This window comes from Paenibacillus sp. ov031 (assembly GCF_900143165.1).
In the GTDB taxonomy this organism is placed as follows: Bacteria; Bacillota; Bacilli; order Paenibacillales; family Paenibacillaceae; genus Paenibacillus; species Paenibacillus marchantiae.
In genome coordinates this window covers 2,340,827-2,361,080 of record NZ_FRDO01000001.1, presented here as the reverse complement: position 1 = coordinate 2,361,080, position 20,254 = coordinate 2,340,827, and the positions used below count along the sequence as shown (strand labels likewise).

General features: G+C 46.2%; 17 protein-coding genes. 8 read left to right on the top strand and 9 right to left on the bottom strand.

All coding sequences use genetic code 11. The features are described 5' to 3' along the window. Nucleotides 1-98 precede the first annotated feature (98 nt). From BUA17_RS10070 to BUA17_RS10040, 7 genes are all read right to left on the bottom strand, one after another. Nucleotides 99-752, bottom strand: a complete 654-nt coding sequence (locus tag BUA17_RS10070) for a methylthioribulose 1-phosphate dehydratase (protein WP_036607600.1) — start codon at nucleotides 750-752, stop codon at nucleotides 99-101. A 2-nt stretch (nucleotides 753-754) separates the two neighbouring features. After that, nucleotides 755-1,432 (bottom strand): 2-hydroxy-3-keto-5-methylthiopentenyl-1-phosphate phosphatase, encoded by a 678-nt coding sequence (locus BUA17_RS10065; RefSeq protein WP_072733403.1) that lies wholly within the window; start codon nucleotides 1,430-1,432, stop codon nucleotides 755-757. Next, a complete protein-coding gene (locus tag BUA17_RS10060; RefSeq protein WP_072733402.1) occupies nucleotides 1,429-2,652 on the bottom strand; it encodes a 2,3-diketo-5-methylthiopentyl-1-phosphate enolase in 1,224 nt (407 codons plus the stop codon). The genes BUA17_RS10065 and BUA17_RS10060 overlap by 4 nt, the downstream gene beginning before the upstream one ends. Next, nucleotides 2,649-3,509, bottom strand: a complete 861-nt coding sequence (gene proC, locus BUA17_RS10055; RefSeq protein ID WP_072733401.1) for a pyrroline-5-carboxylate reductase — start codon at nucleotides 3,507-3,509, stop codon at nucleotides 2,649-2,651. The genes BUA17_RS10060 and proC overlap by 4 nt, the downstream gene beginning before the upstream one ends. 36 nt (nucleotides 3,510-3,545) lie before the next feature. Then, on the bottom strand, nucleotides 3,546-4,793 hold the full coding sequence (locus tag BUA17_RS10050) for a glutamate-5-semialdehyde dehydrogenase (protein ID WP_072733400.1): 1,248 nt from the start codon (nucleotides 4,791-4,793) through the stop codon (nucleotides 3,546-3,548). Nucleotides 4,794-4,889: 96 nt separating this feature from the next. Next, nucleotides 4,890-5,993 carry a glutamate 5-kinase gene (gene proB, locus BUA17_RS10045; RefSeq protein WP_072733399.1) on the bottom strand — a complete coding sequence of 368 codons (1,104 nt, stop codon included), beginning with the start codon at nucleotides 5,991-5,993 and terminating at the stop codon, nucleotides 4,890-4,892. Nucleotides 5,994-6,354: 361 nt separating this feature from the next. Further along, nucleotides 6,355-7,563: a pyridoxal phosphate-dependent aminotransferase gene (locus BUA17_RS10040; protein WP_072733398.1), complete on the bottom strand. Its 1,209-nt coding sequence runs from the start codon at nucleotides 7,561-7,563 to the stop codon at nucleotides 6,355-6,357. Nucleotides 7,564-7,823: 260 nt separating this feature from the next. Between BUA17_RS10040 and BUA17_RS10035 the strand changes: the two genes are divergently transcribed. The 4 genes from BUA17_RS10035 (at nucleotide 7,824) to BUA17_RS10020 (ending at nucleotide 11,829) form a co-directional block, all read left to right on the top strand. Then, nucleotides 7,824-8,837, top strand: a complete 1,014-nt coding sequence (locus BUA17_RS10035) for an ABC transporter substrate-binding protein (protein ID WP_063566814.1) — start codon at nucleotides 7,824-7,826, stop codon at nucleotides 8,835-8,837. A 203-nt stretch (nucleotides 8,838-9,040) separates the two neighbouring features. After that, nucleotides 9,041-10,687 carry an ABC transporter substrate-binding protein gene (locus BUA17_RS10030; protein ID WP_083584635.1) on the top strand — a complete coding sequence of 549 codons (1,647 nt, stop codon included), beginning with the start codon at nucleotides 9,041-9,043 and terminating at the stop codon, nucleotides 10,685-10,687. A gap of 48 nt (nucleotides 10,688-10,735) precedes the next feature. Next, complete coding sequence (locus BUA17_RS10025; RefSeq protein WP_072733397.1) at nucleotides 10,736-11,557, top strand: carbon-nitrogen family hydrolase; 822 nt, start codon at nucleotides 10,736-10,738, stop codon at nucleotides 11,555-11,557. Nucleotides 11,558-11,643: 86 nt separating this feature from the next. Further along, the gene (locus BUA17_RS10020) at nucleotides 11,644-11,829 is read left to right on the top strand and encodes a hypothetical protein (protein WP_024630602.1); all 186 of its coding nucleotides are present in this window, start codon (nucleotides 11,644-11,646) and stop codon (nucleotides 11,827-11,829) included. A 220-nt stretch (nucleotides 11,830-12,049) separates the two neighbouring features. Here the strand turns inward: BUA17_RS10020 and BUA17_RS10015 are convergent, their stop codons facing one another. Further along, nucleotides 12,050-12,970 (bottom strand): LysR family transcriptional regulator, encoded by a 921-nt coding sequence (locus BUA17_RS10015; protein ID WP_064636917.1) that lies wholly within the window; start codon nucleotides 12,968-12,970, stop codon nucleotides 12,050-12,052. Between the two features lie 454 nt (nucleotides 12,971-13,424). On the opposite strand from BUA17_RS10015, the gene BUA17_RS10010 reads away from it, so the two are divergent. Together BUA17_RS10010 and nagA are read left to right on the top strand one after the other, a co-directional pair. Beyond that, a complete protein-coding gene (locus tag BUA17_RS10010; protein WP_170867814.1) occupies nucleotides 13,425-14,210 on the top strand; it encodes a DeoR/GlpR family DNA-binding transcription regulator in 786 nt (261 codons plus the stop codon). A gap of 26 nt (nucleotides 14,211-14,236) precedes the next feature. After that, a complete protein-coding gene (gene nagA, locus BUA17_RS10005; RefSeq protein ID WP_072733395.1) occupies nucleotides 14,237-15,379 on the top strand; it encodes an N-acetylglucosamine-6-phosphate deacetylase in 1,143 nt (380 codons plus the stop codon). A gap of 175 nt (nucleotides 15,380-15,554) precedes the next feature. On the opposite strand, the gene BUA17_RS10000 is transcribed toward nagA, so the two are convergent. After that, the gene (locus BUA17_RS10000) at nucleotides 15,555-16,394 is read right to left on the bottom strand and encodes an AraC family transcriptional regulator (protein ID WP_072733394.1); all 840 of its coding nucleotides are present in this window, start codon (nucleotides 16,392-16,394) and stop codon (nucleotides 15,555-15,557) included. Between the two features lie 229 nt (nucleotides 16,395-16,623). Here BUA17_RS10000 and BUA17_RS09995 point away from each other — a divergent pair, with 229 nt between their 5' ends. Continuing rightward, nucleotides 16,624-17,532, top strand: coding sequence for a chitosanase (locus BUA17_RS09995; protein WP_244552104.1), 909 nt, complete (start codon nucleotides 16,624-16,626; stop codon nucleotides 17,530-17,532). Nucleotides 17,533-17,551: 19 nt separating this feature from the next. Then, complete coding sequence (locus tag BUA17_RS09990) at nucleotides 17,552-20,140, top strand: metallophosphoesterase (protein WP_072733393.1); 2,589 nt, start codon at nucleotides 17,552-17,554, stop codon at nucleotides 20,138-20,140. The last annotated feature ends 114 nt before the right edge of the window (nucleotides 20,141-20,254 follow it).

Below are 20,254 nucleotides of genomic sequence, written 5' to 3'. Positions count from 1 at the left end.
GCTACAATTCCCCAAACATAAAAAAACACGCCGAGGACTATGTATATTAGCCTTGGCGTGTTTTTGGTTTTGCAGCTTTTATTTCGAATAAATGATTGCTATTTCGTAGCACCCTTCAGCAGAAGTTGACGGTACATCACTTCGAACAGGAACTCGAACGCTTCCAGATGACGTTTCGCTTCAAAAGCATCTTTGCCCCAGGCATAAATACCGTGATTACGCAGCAAAATTCCTGGTACGTTGGCATCAAGTACACCTGGCACCAATTCAGCGATGGATGGAATATCAGCGAAGTTAGGCAGGACCGGTACACGAATCTCCGCATTTTCTTCCCAGATGTTGAAAGCCTTGATCAATTCGATGCCTTGAATCGGTACGTGTCCATCTGCTCCAAAGAATTCACTGATCAGGTTGTTAAATACGGTATGCACATGGAACACCGCGCCACAGCCAGTTAAACGATAGATTTCGCAGTGAATCAACGTTTCAGCGCTCGGTTTCAGGGTTGTGGTCTCAATGGCTTTACCATGCTTGTCCACAAACAGAAAGTCTTCCGGTGTACGGAGGGATTTGTCTTTGCCTGATGCAGTAACTGCAAAGTAGAATTGCTCCGGGTCGAAGTCGCCCACACGCATCGACAGGTTGCCACTTGTACCAGGGAACCAGTTACGGCTGGCAAACAGCGCTTTGATATCAGCCAGCTCTTCGAGGACCTGGCGTTTATGTTCCAATGTAATCTTTTCAAAACCCATTTTTACAGCACTCCTTGTGTTTGCTTCTGTTTCATATCTTCCATAATATCGTAGAAGGTTGTGAATGGGACATGATCCACACCCAGCTCTATACACTTATCCGTCAGAATAGAACGGGAGTAGACAAGATCAGCGATTTTGGCACCTTCAAAATCCGTTAGACTGTCTCCAATGAGGATACGATTATATTGTTCTTCCGGGAATGTACGAATAACCGTCGTTTTACACATGCCGCATCCGTTCTCACAAGGAGGCTGACATGGATTAGGCCATTCAATACGTATAAATTCATCTGTGAAATCTGCCCCATTGCAATAAACGTGATCCTGTGGAATATCGAATGGAGCGAGCAAAGGCTCGATAAAAAAGTCCATTCCGCCGCTGGTGACATTGAATTCAATGCCCTCGTCCCGAACGTATGCAAGAAATTCGCTGAACCCTTCTCGGATGCCAGCCTGTCCAAGTACAAATTCCACAATCTCATCTTTCTGCGAAGAAGGCAACAGAGCGAACATCGCTCCCACACCTTCGCGGAGCGAAATTCGCTGTTCAATCGTGTCTTTCATAATTGCTTCAATACCTTCGGGTTTAAAATGTTTCATAATCGCTACGATATTGTCCGAAAGGGTGATCGTGCCATCGAAATCACAGAAAATGACCGTTTTTTTATCACTTCTCATCGTTCGCCACCCCACAGATCCAGTGCACTTTTCAGTTCGGGATGTTCGACTGCATACTCTGCCAGTGGAATGGAACGCTGGGCTGCCTCGATAGCCTGCAAGAATGCCCGTCCGCCTGCCTCAGTGCCCATGGGATGTCCATGAATACCTCCGCCGGCATTAACGATGACATCGGTGCCGAAGTCACGCAGAATAAGAGGTACAAGCCCTGGATGTATACCAGCCGAAGGCACAGGCATGCTGGTTCTGACCGGAAGCTCAGGTGACAGCAATTGTTCTGTAATGGCCATATTCTCTTCCTTCGGCATCGTCACCGATCCGTAAGGGGAAGGGAAGAGAACCAGATCCGCTCCGGCAAGTCGCATCAGCTGTCCCAGCAGGACGGAAGCCGAGATTCCATAGTGTGGTGAAGGATAGAGTGCACCTGCAAGCGCAGGGTGAGCCATGATCGGCACGTTGATGTCCGGATCACTGCTTAGTTCGTGCAGCACATCATATCCGTAAGACAAGACATTGAACAACAGTGCATTTGCTCCTGCCCCTATCGCACGTTCAGCCTGTTGTTTCAGGCGTGATGTAGGTCCAGTCAAATTTGCGGCATAAAGAAGTTTCTTACCCGTCTCCTTGCGTGCCTGTTCCGCAGCTTTCATGCAGACCTCGACTCTTTTCTCAATCGGAGTCAGTTTGTTCTCAAACAGAATTTCATCGTCTTTAATTAAGTCTACTCCACCAAGAGCTTGGCGAATAAACTGTTCCCTCAGTTCGTCTGCATCCAGTCCAATAACTGATTTAAAGATACTCATTAACAATGGACGATCATGTACACCTAGCAGATCACGAACACCGTTCAGTCCAAACTTGGGACCGGGGAATGCGCTGAGGAAGCCGTCTGAGAATCCAAGCCGTGTCAGTTTGATGCGTCCATCCATTGAGATTTTGCCAAAGACCGTCACGAGCAGGGCAGGAATATCACGGCTGAAATTTACATCCGGATAACCAATGGTAATATCGGCGTAACGCTCACCTGGGGCCATGCCCTCAGCTTCATGCACCTCAACGCTGATGACCTCACCCAGATGTTTCTGCATCGCCTCACGCTTGGCCTGAGGCAATTCGGTCCAACTGCCAACAGTCATGCCGACAGCAATGGACTCAGCCTTCTTGCGGAAGTCTGCACGATCATCATGCAGACGATATGTGGCTGTGCACATAGTATTCATTTTAAATCTCCTTCCAAAGCAGCTCCCATCTCCCGTGAGCGCTCTGCACAGCGGTTGACGGCTGCGATTACATTTTCAAAGAAATCTCCCTCGTCCAGCGTTTTTAGTGCTGCCTGGGTTGCACCTCCCGGGGAGGTCACATCACTACGGAGTTTCATTGGCTCTAGGCCAGTCTGTTGTACCATGCGAGAAGCACCCAGCACGGTCTGAACAGTCAGATCGCGGGATTGTTGGCTGGATAAGCCGCCACGAATACCTGCGGCAATCATGGCCTCCATCAAATAGTATACATAAGCCGGACCACTTCCGGAAATACCTGTGAGCACTTCGAGTTTATCTTCAGGCACAATGGTCACGATTCCGACAGCTTCGAACATCGTCATGACTGTACTGCGCTGTTCATCCGTAATCTCTTCAGAGAAGGCAAGTCCGGTTGCTCCAAGCCCGATTGTACTGGACGTATTCGGCATGGTGCGGGCGATCGGTTGCTTGCGTCCCAGCAGGGATTGCATCGTACGGATTGATAATCCGGCAATAACGGAGACGATTAATTGATCCGGAGACAGGAGCGGCCCAAGTTGACGCAGCGCTGCGGCAGCATCCTTCGGTTTCATGCAGAGTACAATAACGGGAGAAGCGGCGAGATGATCCAGCGATTGTGCAGCCGTTCCGGTATGTACGGCATAACGGGTACTGAGCTCCTCCTGACGTTTCTGGTTGCTGCGGTTCAGCATCGTAATATCCTGAGGACGAACGACAAGGCGGGAAATTAATCCGCGCACGATGGCTTCCGCCATCGCACCTGCTCCGTGAAAAGTAATCTTTTGTTGTAATAACGTCTGTTGTTCTTGACTCATATTTATCGTTCCTCCTATATAACTGTAGCTGCGATATTATTGCCGGATTTGTCCATTGCCAGTGATACGGTATTTGGTTGACGTTAATGCAGGCAGACCCATCGGTCCACGAGCATGCAGCTTCTGGGTACTGATCCCAATTTCGGCTCCATAACCGAACTCAAATCCGTCTGTGAAACGTGTGGAAGCATTATGGTATACAGCAGCTGCATCTATATCATGTAAAAAACGTTCTGCATTACTCGTATCCTTGGTGACGATACACTCCGAATGCTTTGTGCCATAACGTGCAATATGCTCCATCGCTTCATCCAGGTTCTGAACTACACGAATATTTAAAATATAATCATTGTACTCTGTCGCAAAATCTTCTTCCGTCACAGGAAGGGCAGAGGGAACGAGACGGCGAACCGTGTCACAACCCTTCAACAGGACATTCGCTTCACGGAGTTGTTCAGCCATAGCCGGCAGATGCTCCTCCGCGTATACAGCGTGCAGCAACAAGGTTTCCATGGAGTTGCATACCGATGGACGCTGTGCCTTGGCATTAACTGCAATCTCCACAGCCATAACCGGATCGGCAGATTCATCCACATAGGTATGGCAGATACCTGCGCCGGTTTCGATCACAGGCACTGTTGCATTGGCGACCACATTGCGGATTAGTGAGGCTCCGCCGCGTGGGATGATGACATCGAGCAGTCCATTTAACTTGAGCATTTCGTCCACGGAAGAGCGGTCTGCATCCTCCACAAGCTGCAAGGCGTCCGCGGGCATGTCTGTTGTTGCCAGTGCCTGATGCAATACCTCCACAATTTTGCGGTTGGAGGAGAGGGCCGAGGAGCCGCCTCGTAGCAGTACAGCGTTGCCTGTTTTGAGGCATAGTCCGGCGGCATCTACTGTAACATTTGGACGTGCCTCGTAGATGATGCCGATCAGACCGATGGGCACTCTCAATTTTTCAACATGCAATCCGTTTGGACGAGTGAACGTCTCCAGCACTTCGCCGACAGGGTCCTGCAACTCCACGATCTGACGCAGTCCTTCTGCGATACCGGCGATACGCTCCTTATTTAAAGCGAGGCGATCCAGCATCGATTCTGGCGTACCTTGCTGTTTGCCACGTTCCAGATCGTCAGCGTTTGCTACTATAATGGAATCCGATTGGGCAATCAATGCGTTTGCCATGACCAGCAGGGCGTTATTTTTTTGTTCTGTGCTCAGTCGATTCAGCTGTGGAACCACGGCTTGAGCCTTGCTCGCTTTTTCCCTGACTTCACTCATCATAAATTCCTCCCATATATAAAGTGGAAACAAAAGAATATTTAATAGCTGTATCATATGATCCTGAGAAGTACACTCGGTAGGATTAGAGGTTTTCTATTTTAACGTAATCCACTCGTCCCGATGAATAACCTCAAGTCGATGGATGCTGTTCAACTGCTTCATTACTTCGCCACTTGGCAGTCCTGCAATGAGCCGTAGCTGGTCATCATCATAATTGACGATACCACGACCGAGCAAGGTTTCATCCATACCCAGCACCTCTACAACATCTCCGGCATGGAAGGTACCCAGCACACGTTTGACGCCTACAGGCAGGAGACTATGACCACCATGGACGAGTGCTTCTTCGGCACCATTATCCACAACGACGGTACCGAGCGGAGTAGACATGAAGCCAAGCCATTGCTTTTTACGAGAGAGAGCGGCAAGGCGAGTCTCGAAATACGTTCCTTTTCCGGTTCCATCAACCGCCCTTTGCATATCTCCAGGTTCCTTCACACTTCCTACAAAGACAGGCACGCCTCCACGCGTTGCCACTTTGGCTGCATCTACCTTGGATCGCATGCCGCCTGTACCTACGGATGATCCAGAACCGCCAGCATAGGCGTAAATTTCTGCCGTAATTTCGGGGATACGGTCATAACGAAACGCAGACGGATCTTTTCGTGGATCGGCCGTGTACAGACCGTTGGTATCTGTAAGAATGACCAGATGCTGTGCCTTGACCAGATTCGCTACCAGAGCTGAAAGGAGATCGTTATCTCCGAACTTTAATTCATCGACAGATACGGTATCATTCTCGTTAAAGATCGGAATGACGCGCTGTTTGAGCAGTTCTTCTACCGTCATGCCCGCATTGCCCATACGTTTCCGGCTGTGAAAGTCGGTACGGGTGAGCAGAATTTGTGCTGTAGTAACGCGGTGCGCTGCAAAAGCCTGTTGATATGCCTGCATCAACAAAGCTTGCCCAACAGCCGCTGCAGCTTGTTTTTCATGCAACTGCTTGGGACGCTGAGGGTAACCGATCTCCCGGAATCCGGCAGCTACCGCTCCCGAAGTGACCAGAAGAACCTCATGGCCCTGTTCGGCCAAGGCAGCAATTTCTCCGGCAAAAAAAGTAATGGCACTCCGATCAAGCCCGCCTTCTTCCGTAGTAAGCGAACTACTTCCGATCTTAACTACAATACGTGAGGTCATGTTTTCACTTCCTTAAACAATATTAATGATTGACCCTGGAGCAGACCGTTGGGTACAAAAAAAACTCCCGCCCTTTTAGTTAAAAAGGACGAAAGTTCGTTACTTCCGCGGTACCACCTTTATTGATGATTGGATCATCCGGCTTCATGCCCTGTAACAGAAGGCACTGTCCTGTGCATCACAGGCCGCTCAGGGGTAGGTTTCGGAGAGAAGCCGCGGTAAATTCTTGCAGCCCGATGGAATTTACTCTCTGGGCGCGGCTGATCCTCTCGTACTGGTCCCGTCATCACGTTTCGTTCAATATTTCCTTATAACATACCATGGAAACTTGGCAGATGCAAAGGGGTTATACACCTGTAAATTACTTGAATAAATTCAACTTGCCAATCCGCTCCGCTGCTTCCCTTAATCGATCTTCATCACTTAGCAGTCCTGCGCGCACATAGCCCTCACCATGTGAACCGAAACCAATACCCGGTGCTACCGCGACTTTTGCTTCACGTAGTAACACGTCGGCAAATGAAGCAGAAGTAAAGCCCGCAGGTACAGGCAGCCAGCTAAAGAAGGAACCTCCCGGTTTAGGGGCCTGCCAGCCGATGGATGAGAGTGCATCATAGAAAGAATCGCGACGTGATTCATAACGTGCAACCAGTGAAGTGACACATTCCTGGGAAGATGTCAGTGCCGCAGCAGCAGCGGCTTGGATGCCTCCGAAGAGACTCACGTAGATATGATCCTGCAGCAGATTGATTTTGGAGATGATCTCCGCATTGCCCAGAGCAAATCCGACGCGCCAACCCGCCATATTGTAGGTTTTGGATAACGTGTAGAACTCAATGCCCACTTCTTTGGCACCTGGTGCCTGCAAAAAGCTTACTGGACGATGTCCATCGAATCCAATTGCACCATAGGCGAAGTCACTGGCTACGACGATTTTATTTTGAATGGCGAACTCTACCGTATCTTCATAGAAGGAAAGCGGGGCGGTTGCCGATGTTGGGTTGTTGGGATAGTTCAGGAACATCAGCTTGGCCAGTTCCCGATCCTCGGTAGAGATTGCTTCATAATCAGGCAGGAATGCATTGGACTCTAGCAGTGGCATAAAAGACATGTGCGCTTTCGCCAGTGCCACACCGGACCAATAATCCGGATAACCTGGATCAGGTACGAGACATACGTCGCCAGGATTGAGCAATACTTGAGGCAACTGGACCAAGCCCGTTTTTCCACCAAATAAAATAGCAACTTCCGTTTCGGGATCCAGGTCCACGTCATAATCTTCCTTGTAACGCTTCGCAACGGCTTCCTTCAGGAAAGCATGCCCGCTAAAAGGCGAATATTTGTGATAGAGCGGGTTCTCCGCCGACTCCTGCAATGTTTTAACAATGTGAGGTGGTGTAGGTGTATCCGGGTTACCCTGACCCAGGTTAATCACGTCGTGACCACTTGCGATTTCGCGGTTTACATTTTGAACAAGGGTAGCAAAAAATTGTGTAGGAAGCTGTGTCATTACATCGGATGTAGGTATGGTAAAGGCTGAACGACCCGATGCTTTAGGCTGATTAGTCATGCTATACATCACTCCGGTTATTAAAGATGGCAATATAGTACTCATTAATTTATCACGTCAATCCCGAGCTGTATAGGGGGAAAACACTTCATGAATACTTGAATGGAGCCTATATTTGTGTTTTTGTACAAAACTGAAATGAGGGATTTCGTTTTGTCCATTGAGATTAGGGTAAAGCCTGTTTTATGATAATACTCGATAATGATAATCAATATCATTGGTAAATACGAACGAAGCACTTATTAGGGGGAGAAATAGAAATGAAAAAGGGTATACGAAATACGGCAGTATTATTGACGGTTACATGGTTGTCCATTCTTCTGCTGGCTTGCGGAAATCAGGCTTCAACTCCATCTGGAACGGATGATTCCAAAACGGTTAATGAAACACAGACAGATGGGGATCAGTCCAAGCAGGAACAGACGGCATCCGCGGATAACAGTGAGGGTGAAACCCGGATGTTCAAGGACTGGACAGGCCATGAAGTTGAGGTTCCGGTTACGCCAAAACGCGTGATTTATCATGGTGAAGTTACAGGGGATTTGCTAGCGCTGGGCGTTGTACCTGTAGGTATTCTTCGTCAGGATGGAACGGTATATGATGATCAGGTAGCCCAAGCGGAAGATGTGGGTTTCCCGATGAGTGTTGAAAAGGCGCTTACCTTGAATCCTGATCTGATCATTTTCTCAAATAGTGATCAGGCACAATATGATCAAATCTCGAAGGTTGCGCCAACGGTTACCTTTGATTCATTTGCTTCACTGGACGACCGCATGCGTACTCTTGGCGATCTGTTGAACAAAAAGCCGGAAGCGGAAGCTTGGATCACGGCCCATCAAAAAGCAACGGAAGAGATGTGGAAGCAGCTTCATGAGAATGGACTGAAAGAAGGGGAAACAGCTTCGGTATTCACTATGTATCCTGGTAATCGACTGTTTGTGATGGCCGGAGCAGGATTGCCACAGTTGTTATATGGAGCCGATGGCATGAAGCCAACCGCGGAAATTCAGAAAGTTTTAGATGAAGGAATGGGCTTTGCAGAGATTTCTACTGAAAAGCTGCCCGAAATAGCGGGTGATCGCGTATTTATACTTAATCCAGTAACGGATGATGCGAAGCAGTCCACCAAAGAATTGCTGGATAGCCCGATCTGGAAGAACTTGCCCGCTGTAAAAGAAGGAAAAGTATATCGCTTTGATCTGGTTAAGGCTTCAAGTGATGCAACTTCAAGAGAATGGCTTTTGAAAGAGTTACCGAAACAGATGATTAAATAGTCGTTTATGGATTGATAAATCATAATATTTTACTGGAACAAGAACGAAAATGCCGACTAAAAAAGAGCCTTCAACATTTCGTTGAAAGCTCTTTTTTTTGCTGATTACAGCCAGATCTGGATTAATGACAAAAGCTCGCTTATAATCAGTTCATACAGATTTAATGATAATCATTCTCATTTTAAAGAACGAGGTGAACCACCATGCAGGCTTTGAATGCCGATGCGAGAGGGTTGTATTTTTCAGCATTCATGTTTCGGCTGGATCATCTGGAACAACGAATTGAACAACCAGAACAGGTGATGCTGGAAGTGGCATGCGATAAACATACATTTTTGATCTGCGAAGAAGGGGAAGGTCGCTTATACATAGGATATGAACAGTTTCCTTTTACCACCGGATGTGTTTACCCGCTTTCTCCGGGCGAGGGGTACCAAATTGAACATGGAAACCGAATGGAATTAAAATATATGGTGATATCATTTGATGTTATTCATGTATTGACAGGAGATCCGGAACAGTATACGCGCCCTGTATTCGAACATAGAAATCAATTGAACGGCTATCCTTATGCCCCGTTAAGTGGACTGTTGGAGCAATTGTATGCCATTCGTGATTATCAAACAGATGCCGAATATATCCATTTAAATGCACAGTTTCAGAGATGGATGGAGATGATCATCACCCGGTACACTTCTCCAAAAACGGAGCAGAGCATGGAATCCAGACTACACAGCACGATTCAGTATGTAGAAGACCATTACGCTGAAGAAATCACAGTAACGAAACTGGCACGTCTTGCGGCTATCCGACCCGTGCAATATACAACCTTGTTCAGACAATTAACCGGCCACAAGCCGCTTGATTATGTGAACCATGTACGAATTAAACATGCTAAGGATTGGCTGCGCAAATCCGATGAACCGCTTCGGGATATAGCAACCCGGGTGGGCTTTAAGGACGAGTATTATTTTAGCAGGCGTTTTCGTCAAATGACCGGATTATCGCCTCGTCAATATGACCGATCTATTCAGCAACAAACACTGGTTCAGGATTGGTTGGGTCATGATGTGAATATTCCGGCACGACCGGAGCGAATTATGTTTTATGGTGATTCCGGTGGAGATCTGCGAGTGCTGGGTATTGGTCTGTTAGGAGATCAGGCATATGATGCGGTTGCCCCGGTTAATGTGGAAGAGGCAGTCCGGATGAGACCAGACCTGATCATTTTCGATAGCACTAACGAACAGCAATATGAGCAATTTTCCCGAATTGCACCCACACTGGCATACAACTCTCACGCAACGCTGGAAGATCGGATTTGCAGGGTGGGAAGCTGGTTTGGCAAGCAATCAGAGGCTGGACAATGGCTCTCCTCCTATCAGCAACGTATGGAAAAGATGTGGATGAGGATTCATGCTTCAATTGAACCGGGGGAAACGGCGTCCGTATTCACCTATCATCGGGGTGCCCGATTATTTGTCATGGGCAATATTGGTCTGGCCTCACTCTTGTATCGTCCGATGGGATTCAGACCCGTTACGAAAGTGAAGGAGGCGCTTGCCGCGGGCAGAGCGTATAAGGAAATTTCGTCAGAAGCCATTCGTCAGTATGCCGGTGATCATATATTTGTCTTGCTTCCTGAAGAGGTTATTGCAAGGCAGGCCACAGAGAAGTTGATGCAGAGTCCAAGCTGGCTGGCACTTCCAGCCGTGCAGAAGGGGCAAGTGTACGGAGTAGAGGAGACAACATGGAATTTGGGCGATGCGCTGACGAGCAACCGTTTGTTAACATTGCTGCCCGAGTTATTATGTAGGAGTTCAGAACGAAAACAGGTTGCAGATGTTTGAATGATCAAGCTATGATTACAGGTATTACGGTTCAGAGGAGTGCTGGTTATGATAGAACAACAACAAGGGGAAATGCGTGTGGCCCTGATTCAGGGCGATATTCAGCTCGGAGACCCTGAGGCCAACCATAAACATATGCAGTCTTTGCTCGAACGAGCGCTAGAACAGGTTCCCGACCTGGGATTGGCTGTGCTGCCCGAGATGTGGAATACGGGCTATGCTTTGGAACAAATTCATGAGCTTGCTGACCCGGAGGGCCAGAAATCAAGAGAGTGGCTCGCGGCTTTTGCCCAAAAACATCGAATCTCCATCGTTGGCGGTTCCATTGCGGAGAAACGTAATGGCCAAATTTACAATACAATGTACGCCTATAACAGTGAAGGAAATCAGGTGACACGTTACGATAAATTGCATTTATTCCGTCTGATGGATGAAGAGAAGTATTTGCAGCCTGGTGCAGAACCGGAAATATTCGAATTGGAAAATGGCCTCACCGCTGGAGCTTCGATCTGCTACGATATCCGTTTCCCTGAGCTTGCTCGAACCCTTGCCTTGAACGGAGCCAAAGCATTAATTGTCCCCGCTGAATGGCCGAACCCGCGCTTGCATCATTGGCGCACACTGCTTACAGCAAGGGCCATCGAAAATCAGATGTACGTTATTGCCTGCAATCGTGTAGGGAAAAGCGGAGACACCGAATTTTTCGGGCATTCCCTCATTATTGATCCTTGGGGTGAAATTGTGGCTGAAGGTGGAGAAGGAGAAGAGATCGTGACCGGAGTTATCCGTCCTTCGCTTGTGGATGAGGTTCGTGGCCGTATCCCGGTATTCGAAGACCGTAGACCTGGCATTTATTTTGGCAGCAAATAAAAATCTGCAATTTTCCAATAAAGTGTTTATTCATCCGGGAGGCGGGTAATGATAACTATCCCGTCACCAAGGAGGATGATCAATCAATGGACAACCATGTGAAAGATACGCTCAGGAGACTGGAACAGGAAAACACTAGGGTAGATCACTTGAGGCCATTCTTAGAGAATGGGGCAGGAGGGCTATCACCACCTGAACAATCTGTTCAGGACGAAGGCCGCCTTGTGAATCAACAGAACAGGCTGACAAGTGAACGTAATTTGCGAAAATAAACCGCCAAACTTGAAATTCTCATATGTACGTTTTTACGTTAACAATTCAATGATGATATCAGCAACATTGTACTGTAACGATGATGTACTGCTAATACCATGTAAGAACTTTATCCTGCGGATGCGGGAGACGAGTATAGAACAAAGGCTTGGCCCTTATGGGTCAAGCCTTTGTTTATTTTGTTGCCATGTATGGCGGGCCAATTCGCTGACCGTCCAATTATTCTCCTTGAGAGAGCTCGGCAACGGTTTGTTGAAACGTATGGATGAATGCCTCCGCGGCTTTGGAGAGAACCCGTCCTTGGCGGTATGCAACTACAAGGGTACGACTGGGGGTTGGCTCAGCTAGCGGTACATAAACAGGAACAAATTCACTGCGGGGCGCGCGGGCAATGAAGCGCGGAACCAATGTAATCCCCATACCTGTAGCCACCAGTGACTGCACCGTCTCAATGTTTGTACTCTCAAACACCACGTTGGGATCAAACCCGGCTTCCTCACACAGATCAAATGTAAGTTTACGGAAGCCTTGTCCTTTCTTCAGCACAACAAAAGGTTCATCGCGAAGCTCTTCCATCCGTACTGGAACCGGATGCTCTGGATCTCCTCTGCGTGCCAGAGGGTGATTTGGGGGAACAGCCAGATCAATTCGCTCTTCACCTATCGTTACATAAGATAGACTTGGCTCCTGCAATGGGAGGGAGAGCAGGCTTAAGTCAGCCTTGCCACTGGCCGTCAACTTTTCAAGCGTCAGCCCGGAGTCTTCCAGCAAGGTTACTTCAATCTCGGGATAGGCCTGTTGAAAAGCGGGAAGCACATGCGGAAGCAGGTGGGAGCCAGTGATCGGCATGCTGCCTACAACGACTTTACCTTTACGCAGCTGGGAAATGTCCGACATTTCCTGTCTGAGCAGCTCGACTGCATCAATAATTTTCTGAGCCTGCTCTACAAAAGTCACCCCTGCATGGGTCAGTTCCACGGTGCTGGTATTACGCTGGAATAACAGTACGCCGAGTTCCTTTTCAAGTTTGGATAGCTGCTGACTTAAAGAAGGCTGGGCGATGTGCAGTTTCTCGGCTGCTCGGGAGAAGTTCCGCTCTGCCGCAATTTGAAGCGTATATTGAAGTTGTCTGAATTCCATATGCACACGTCATTCCTTTCGTTATGCCATCATTATATCACTACATATAAGAAATGATTAGTTTAACTGAAACGCTTAAACTGCTTAAAAGAGTTAATACAACACAGGCAAAACTATAACAAAAAGAAACTCCCCCAAGGGGGTGAAAAGCGTGAAGTCCAATTCTGCAACGAGCATTAAAAAACTATTGGGAATCCATTGGACTCAAGATCGTATTTATCTGAGTGATTTAAGTCAATTTGATAAGCAAAAGGCTCCGAAATCCATTCATTAATTTTTTCTTAGCAGTAAATCTTAACTTATGAAGACGTTAACGGATGTAAATTCATCTGGCTAACGTCTTTTTTATTGAACAGTCAGGAATAAATACTTGCACTTACTTAAGGTTTACTTATGATAACTTGCGAAAATTAAAAATAAAACTTATACTTACTTAAAAGGAGGTGCGTGTATTGTGTATCAAGAGGAAAGATTGTTAAAAATACTCGAATACTTGAAACATCACCAATCGATGAGTGTTACAGATATATGTACGCTGTTTGAAGTATCAAGGGATACTGCACGAAGGGATATTGTTAGATTAGTACAAGAAGGCGTTGTGATTCGAACTCATGGGGGGCTATCGTTACCTGAGTTACAGAAAGAAATGCTGTCTTATCAGGATCGTTTGATTGATGAATCCGAGAGTAAGAAAAAAATAGGGGAGTTTGGGGCAAAACTTATCCAAGACCATGAGACTGTGATTTTAGACGTATCAACCACGGTGCAATTTGTAGCGGAACAAATTAGCGCAAAAAATTGCACGGTGGTCACGCACTCGATTGATAACGTAGGGATCTTGTCCAATCGAGAGGATCTTCAAATCTATATTCTCGGTGGTTACTTGAATGTAAAGCACCGCTTTTTATATGGTTCTTCCATTATCGATAAACTAAGTGAAATTCGTGCTGATAAAGCCTTCATTGGAGCATCGGCGATCCGGTCTGATGGACTTTATTATCCATATGAAGAAGATGCCCGGGTAAAGAAAGAAATGGCCAGAAGATCTGATCAGGTTATCGTAGTAGCTGATCATACAAAATTTATTGGCAAATCTATTCATCGGCTGGACTTTGATTTCGTTGACATTTTAGTCACAAATCTGGAACTCCCGAGTGAGATCAGAGAAGTTCTGGATCAGAAGAACATCACTGTTATTGAGTGTCAGGAAGAAAATGAAGAGGTTCGAAAGCAAGACTGATAACCATCGGGAAGAGGAGGATTTTTATGGATTATATTTTGCATAATGTACAAATGGCACTTCGCAACCGTATCGTTCCATCAGCCAATGTGTGGATTTCTGAAGGGAAAATCATGAGGGTAGACACAGGTGATCTTCCTACGCTAGAAGGGGAGTATGAACGGATTGATGGGAGAGGACATTTGCTAGTACCTGGGATGATAGATGTTCATATCCACGGTGCCAATGGCTTTGATATGATGGACGGTACTGAAGAGAGTATTCAAGAAGTTTCACGCCAATGTGCTTTAACGGGGTGTACCTCATTTCTGGCTACATCTGTTAGTTCTACGATGGAGGATCTTCTGGAAATGATTCGTAGTGTCAAGCGTGTAATAGGACAAGAAGTGGGAGCAAAGATCGCAGGGATTCACTTAGAGGGACCGTATCTGAACCCGAAGCGAAAAGGAATGCAGAATGAAAAGTATTTGCGGCATCCCAACATAGAAGAAATGAAGATCATTTTCCAGGAAGCAGGGTCACTCATTAAGATGGTTACTATTGCTCCCGAGCTGCCGGGAGGAATGGACTTGATTTCCTTTTTGAAAGAACAGGGAGTAGTTATAGCGATCGCTCATTCGGATGCCACATATGAGGAAGCCAAACAAGCCTTTGCATCAGGTGCGAGTCATGTGACGCATTGTTTTAATGGCATGCGGCCGATCCATCATCGAGATCCGGGTCTAATCGTGGCTGCTTTTGAAGAGAAACATGTAAGTCTTCAAGCTATTGTGGATAATGTCCATCTGCATCCTGCTATTATTCGACTGATTCATAACCTGAAAGGACCGGAAGGAATGGTCTTGATCACAGATGCTTTACAAGCAATGGGTATGGGCGATGGGAATTATCTATTTGGAGGCCATCATGTCACGGTTTCGGGTGGCATTGCAAGACTAGAGGATGGAACACTGGCCTCCAGTACAGTTACCATGAATGAAGCCTTACGTTATACTGTCGAAACCGGAATTCCCTTGATAGATGCCGTACAGATGGCTTCAACTACGCCGGCCAATATTCTTGGATTTCAACAAAAGGGGGAAATTTCCTCTGGTTTCGATGCCGACCTGGTCCTATTGGATGATGAATTTCAGGTTCTCTGGACGATGGTGGGCGGTCAAATTCTATAAATCACTAGTATTTGCGATTCCACAGAGAAAGCCCATTAGATAAGTCTAGTGGGCTTTACATAAATAAACCCAAGAACCCCTTTTTTATAAGGGGTTCTTGGGTTGGGAAAAGAAATTTCGACTTGAATTGGGCATTTTATTTTCTTTAATGATTGGTATTTCAGTGATTTTGCTATTAAGATTTAAATTGTTTGCGGAAGCAGAGTGGCGAGATGCCCATCACTAATTTGAAGGTTCTTCCAAAATGGGAAGTGTTATCAAACCCAACCATTCCCGCAATTTCAGTAACATTAAAAGAAGAGCCCACCAGCAAATCACGAGCTTCTTTAATACGGATGTTATTGATATATTCAATGAAGCTGAACCCGGTGGATTCTTTAAAAGTTCGGCAAAGGTAGGAAGAGCTTATGTCGAATTGCCGTGAAATCTCACAGAGCTTAAGCGGTTCCATATAATGTTGATTTACATGATTAACGATGTCTAGGACTTTCTTGTGTGTACGATTGGATTCCACCAATGGAGCGACAAGGCTGTCAAATAGTTTGCGGTTAAGATAGAGGAGCAACTCTACCAATAATATTTGTTGGTATTGTTCATACCCGCGGGCTTGCTTTTTCCCTTCCTGGATCATCTTCTGAAAAAGCTGTTCGATGAAATGCTGATCCTTTCCGGTCATCTTCAAAGCACGGTAATCACTTTTGAACAATTCGAGCAGATCCTCACATTGACCGCGGGTGCAGAATTGCTGCAGGAATTCTTTCTTAAAAAGCAGTGTAACTCGTTCATACATATTGCAGCCGGAATTAACCAGTTTGTGCCTTTCGTGAATATCCATAAATAGCAGTGTTCCGCCCGCAACCTGGTAGGTTCTATCGCCTATATAATAATAAAAATCCCCGGATATTAAATACAGAATCTCATAAGCATCATGATAGTGTCTTGAAGGCATGCTGGTGTATACCTGTTTCTTGCGGCTGACATCAAAAAGAGCAGACTCATAAAATACCGGCTTCATTCAGCACCTCCTAAGAGGATTGTAGACTTGATCTAAGGTTCATAGCAATATATGTATGAAAATTTAATAATTACAAGAAAATACGTGCTGTATAGTTAATTTTTCTGAGATAAGCTTGAGTGGAATTTATTAATCGTTAAAAAAGGAGGGGGGCGGATAGGTTTGGGGATAGGGTTCCTATTTCTAAAAGTTAAAGCGCTTATACTATTCAATTAAGGGAGAGATTGCGGTGCTTAATTCAACGAACAGTAAGGTTTTCAAGAAGATGAAATTTTCATTGATGCTCCTGCTCAGTTTTTCAATGATTTTTTCTTATGGCTCTCTGTCCAATACGTCTCAACAGAAAAGTTATGCGGCAGGGAACCCTAATTCTAATTTCTCCCCTGCAACACTTCAATTCTTACGTACCAACACAGGTCTGGATGGTGAGCAGTGGAACAATATTATGATGCTTGTCAACAAACCGGAGCAGGACGATCTGAACTGGACCAAGTTTTACGGATATTGTGAAGATATTGATGATAACCGCGGATATACGATTGGAATATTCGGTGCGACTACAGGCGGCTCAAATGATACCGGTCCCGACGGTCCGGATCTGTTCAAGGAATATGACGCTGCCAAAGGCGCGAGTAATCCTTCGGTTAAGGGAGCATTGGCCCGGATCGGTGTCAAGGGTTCGATGAAAGGGAAGATCCTCGAAATCAATGAAAGCGAAAAGAGTTTCTGCAAAAAAATCGGCAATTTGCAAAATGATCCCGAGTGGAGAGAGGCTATGTGGAAAACGTTCTACAATGTTTATATTAAGTACAGTGTGGATCAGGCCCGCAAACGCGGCTTTAACTCGGCATTAACGATTGGTTCCTTCGTGGACGCAGCGCTGAACCATGGAGCGACCGGCGGTTCTGAGACCCTTCAAGGGCTTTTGGGTAAATCAGGAGGCAGCACGGATGAGAAGACTTTCATGACTACATTCTATAAAGAACGGACCAAGATTGTGGATACGAATGACTACAACTCTCCGCCTAACGGAAAGAATCGTGTGAAGCAGTGGAGCAATTTGCTGAACATGGGAGAAACAGACCTGAAGGGCGCAGATTCGGCAGTACTTCAAGTTACCAACTGGAAACTCCAATAATATGAGGGAGATGAGGCGAATGGACAACAACCAATCTTATCTCAAGAACAGATTCTCCAAGGTAATTAGTCTATTGGTTATAGGTTTGCTGCTTGCCATGGAGCTGACCGGTTTTGTCTCAGCAGGAAGGGAAGAAAATGAGGAAGATCTTGCAAGTGAAGCAACTGCAGTTGAGGAAACGATTGCCCAGTGGATTTTTAAAGACAAAGGTGAGAACGGAGTATTTCCGGCTACCAACGGGATATATCAAACAGCTTCATCCATTCGTGATGTAGGAACAAATACGGATGCATACACCTATGAGTCAGGTGAGAACAGCGTACGCAACCAGGGCTGGCATGAAGGAACGGGCATTAAGTACTGGCTTGCCACGGTTTCGACCAAAGGCTTCGAAGGTATCGACCTCTCTTCACAGCAAACATCTTCAAGTACAGGACCTAGGGATTTTAAGGTGCAATACAGTACGAATCAGCAGCAATGGACAGATGTTTCGGGCGGCAAAATGGTTCTTGCCCAGAACAATTTTAATTGTTCCAATAATTCCTGCAAATTAACGAACCTCGCATTGCCTGCGGAAACAAACAATCAAGATGTACTCTATATCCGCTGGGTGGTAAACTCTGCGAAAAGCGTAAGCGGGGGAACGGTGTCCAGCTCAGGCTCAAGCAGAATCAAAGATGTGGTAATTAAAGGAACACGCATCAGCGGCGAACCAGGGAACACTCCCACACTTGAGGTAAATAAAACTCCCGCTTCAGGGGCTTCAGATGTTTCCCTTAACGCAGAGATTACAGTGAAGTTTAATAAAGCCATTAGTCTCGTTAGTGGTCATCAAGTTGTAATCACAGAAAATAATGTCCCTCTTACCAACATCTCTGCCTCGCCCCTCGGTCAAGACACGGTTAAAGTCAGCCATCCTAATTTTACTGCCGGCAAAACTTACAAGGTGACCATCCCTAAAGAACTTGTTAAGGGGACTGGGGACGGCCGGACACCGGACAACGATATTACTTGGAGCTTTAAGACGAAGTCTCCGGATACCGGCAACAAAACACCAACGCTGCTGAATATGACTTTTAATGGGGACCCCAAGACAAGTATCGCTTTTGACTGGTATACGGCCGAAACCGTAAGAAGTACAGTAGTGCAAGTAGTGGAGGCCTCCAAAGCCGGAGGAAGCGAATTCCCAGAACAGCTGGCAACTTCTTATGAGGGTAGTTCAACAATTATTGAAACCTTAATGACGTTAGGAGACAGAAGTTCCAAGAAGTATAAGAAGTTCGCCAGCCACAAGGTTATTGCAACCGGTCTTAAGCCTGGAACCAAGTATATGTATCGCGCCGGTAACGGTGATGTGGACGGCTGGAGCGAGACGGGTTCTTTTACCACAGACAAGGCGGATAATCAGGATTTCCATTTCCTCTATGTAACCGACACCCAAGGCTCAAGTAAATCCAATTTCGATCTGTGGCAGGATACTTTTAAGAGAGCTATTGAGAAAACGGTAGATCCAAAGTTTGTTCTTCTTACAGGGGATCTAACGGATGACGGTGATCTGGAGCAGCTGTGGCAGTGGTTCTTGGGTGTGCCGAAAAAAGAATTTGCCAATGTACCATTTGCGCCGATAATCGGCAACCATGAGATCGAGGATTATCCGAATAATAATTTTTATAACCATTTTAATCTTCCAAAAGATGTGGGGACTGGTGCTCATGACGGGTCGGTATATGCTTTCGAATACGGCGATGCCCTGTTTATGCAAATCAATTCCCAGTACGAAGGGGAGGTCAAGCCGTACAAAGCGGATATTCAGTTCACGAAGCAATTGGAATGGATGCGGAATCAGGTGGCAAAGACCGACAAGAAGTGGAAATTCGTCTCTATGCATAAGGGAGCTTATTCTTCAGGAGATAATGCTTCGGCAGAAAGCGAACGTGTAGAATTTTACCGGAAATATCTGATTCCTGTATTTGATGAGCTGGGTGTGGATATGGTGTTTGAGGGACATGACCATATGTATATGAGATCTTTTCAAATGCTGAACAACGTTCCGATTAAGAATGTCATTACCGATGAGCATGGAAATGTGCTGAATCCCAAAGGGACCGTGTATCTAATGGGGAACTCGGCCGCTTCGAAATTCTATGCTCTTAATCCAGACGCAGACACGTTTTTTGCAGCAAAAAACGATCAGCCCAATAAGAAAATGTTCCTGGATGTTTCCATTACAAGCGACGTGCTGAAAGTTACATCCTACACAGCAGTTAAAGATAAACCTCTTGCCGTCTATGATGCTTACAGTATTAAACGGACGGACGGCAAACCAGGCATAGTCGAAAATCCAAGCGCAGTAAGACAGTCAGCGAACCGTGCAGTTCTTTCGTGGAAAGCGCCAGCAACTAGCTCTGAGCCGGTGCGAGGTTACCGGATTTACGAGAAGAATGATAAAGTCAGCACGAATTGGAGCGTGTATGTGCCGGCGGTCAGCGGTCAGACAAGTTACAGCTATACTTTAAACGGCATAGATTCTGCCAAAGCCTACAATTTCGTTATTAAAGCAGTGGGGACAAGAAGTAATTCACTTCCAGCAGAGGCAGGAATGCAATGAATGGATAGATGTGTGGAATACGGGAGGTAGCGATCGTACTTTTTTTCAAGACCTCAATCTGCTGATCCGTTGTCTCATTTATTTCATTCGGTTATTCATACGTCGTTTGTACTG

What these genes read in the sequence shown, in the direction of transcription:
- BUA17_RS10070 (WP_036607600.1), bottom strand. Translation starts at nt 752, where the DNA reads ATGGGTTTTGAAAAGATTACATTGGAACATAAACGCCAGGTCCTCGAA.
- BUA17_RS10065 (WP_072733403.1), bottom strand. Translation starts at nt 1,432, where the DNA reads ATGAGAAGTGATAAAAAAACGGTCATTTTCTGTGATTTCGATGGCACG.
- BUA17_RS10060 (WP_072733402.1), bottom strand. Translation starts at nt 2,652, where the DNA reads ATGAATACTATGTGCACAGCCACATATCGTCTGCATGATGATCGTGCA.
- proC (WP_072733401.1), bottom strand. Translation starts at nt 3,509, where the DNA reads ATGAGTCAAGAACAACAGACGTTATTACAACAAAAGATTACTTTTCAC.
- BUA17_RS10050 (WP_072733400.1), bottom strand. Translation starts at nt 4,793, where the DNA reads ATGAGTGAAGTCAGGGAAAAAGCGAGCAAGGCTCAAGCCGTGGTTCCA.
- proB (WP_072733399.1), bottom strand. Translation starts at nt 5,993, where the DNA reads ATGACCTCACGTATTGTAGTTAAGATCGGAAGTAGTTCGCTTACTACG.
- BUA17_RS10040 (WP_072733398.1), bottom strand. Translation starts at nt 7,563, where the DNA reads ATGACTAATCAGCCTAAAGCATCGGGTCGTTCAGCCTTTACCATACCT.
- BUA17_RS10035 (WP_063566814.1), top strand. Translation starts at nt 7,824, where the DNA reads ATGAAAAAGGGTATACGAAATACGGCAGTATTATTGACGGTTACATGG.
- BUA17_RS10030 (WP_083584635.1), top strand. Translation starts at nt 9,041, where the DNA reads ATGCAGGCTTTGAATGCCGATGCGAGAGGGTTGTATTTTTCAGCATTC.
- BUA17_RS10025 (WP_072733397.1), top strand. Translation starts at nt 10,736, where the DNA reads ATGATAGAACAACAACAAGGGGAAATGCGTGTGGCCCTGATTCAGGGC.
- BUA17_RS10020 (WP_024630602.1), top strand. Translation starts at nt 11,644, where the DNA reads ATGGACAACCATGTGAAAGATACGCTCAGGAGACTGGAACAGGAAAAC.
- BUA17_RS10015 (WP_064636917.1), bottom strand. Translation starts at nt 12,970, where the DNA reads ATGGAATTCAGACAACTTCAATATACGCTTCAAATTGCGGCAGAGCGG.
- nagA (WP_072733395.1), top strand. Translation starts at nt 14,237, where the DNA reads ATGGATTATATTTTGCATAATGTACAAATGGCACTTCGCAACCGTATC.
- BUA17_RS10000 (WP_072733394.1), bottom strand. Translation starts at nt 16,394, where the DNA reads ATGAAGCCGGTATTTTATGAGTCTGCTCTTTTTGATGTCAGCCGCAAG.
- BUA17_RS09990 (WP_072733393.1), top strand. Translation starts at nt 17,552, where the DNA reads ATGGACAACAACCAATCTTATCTCAAGAACAGATTCTCCAAGGTAATT.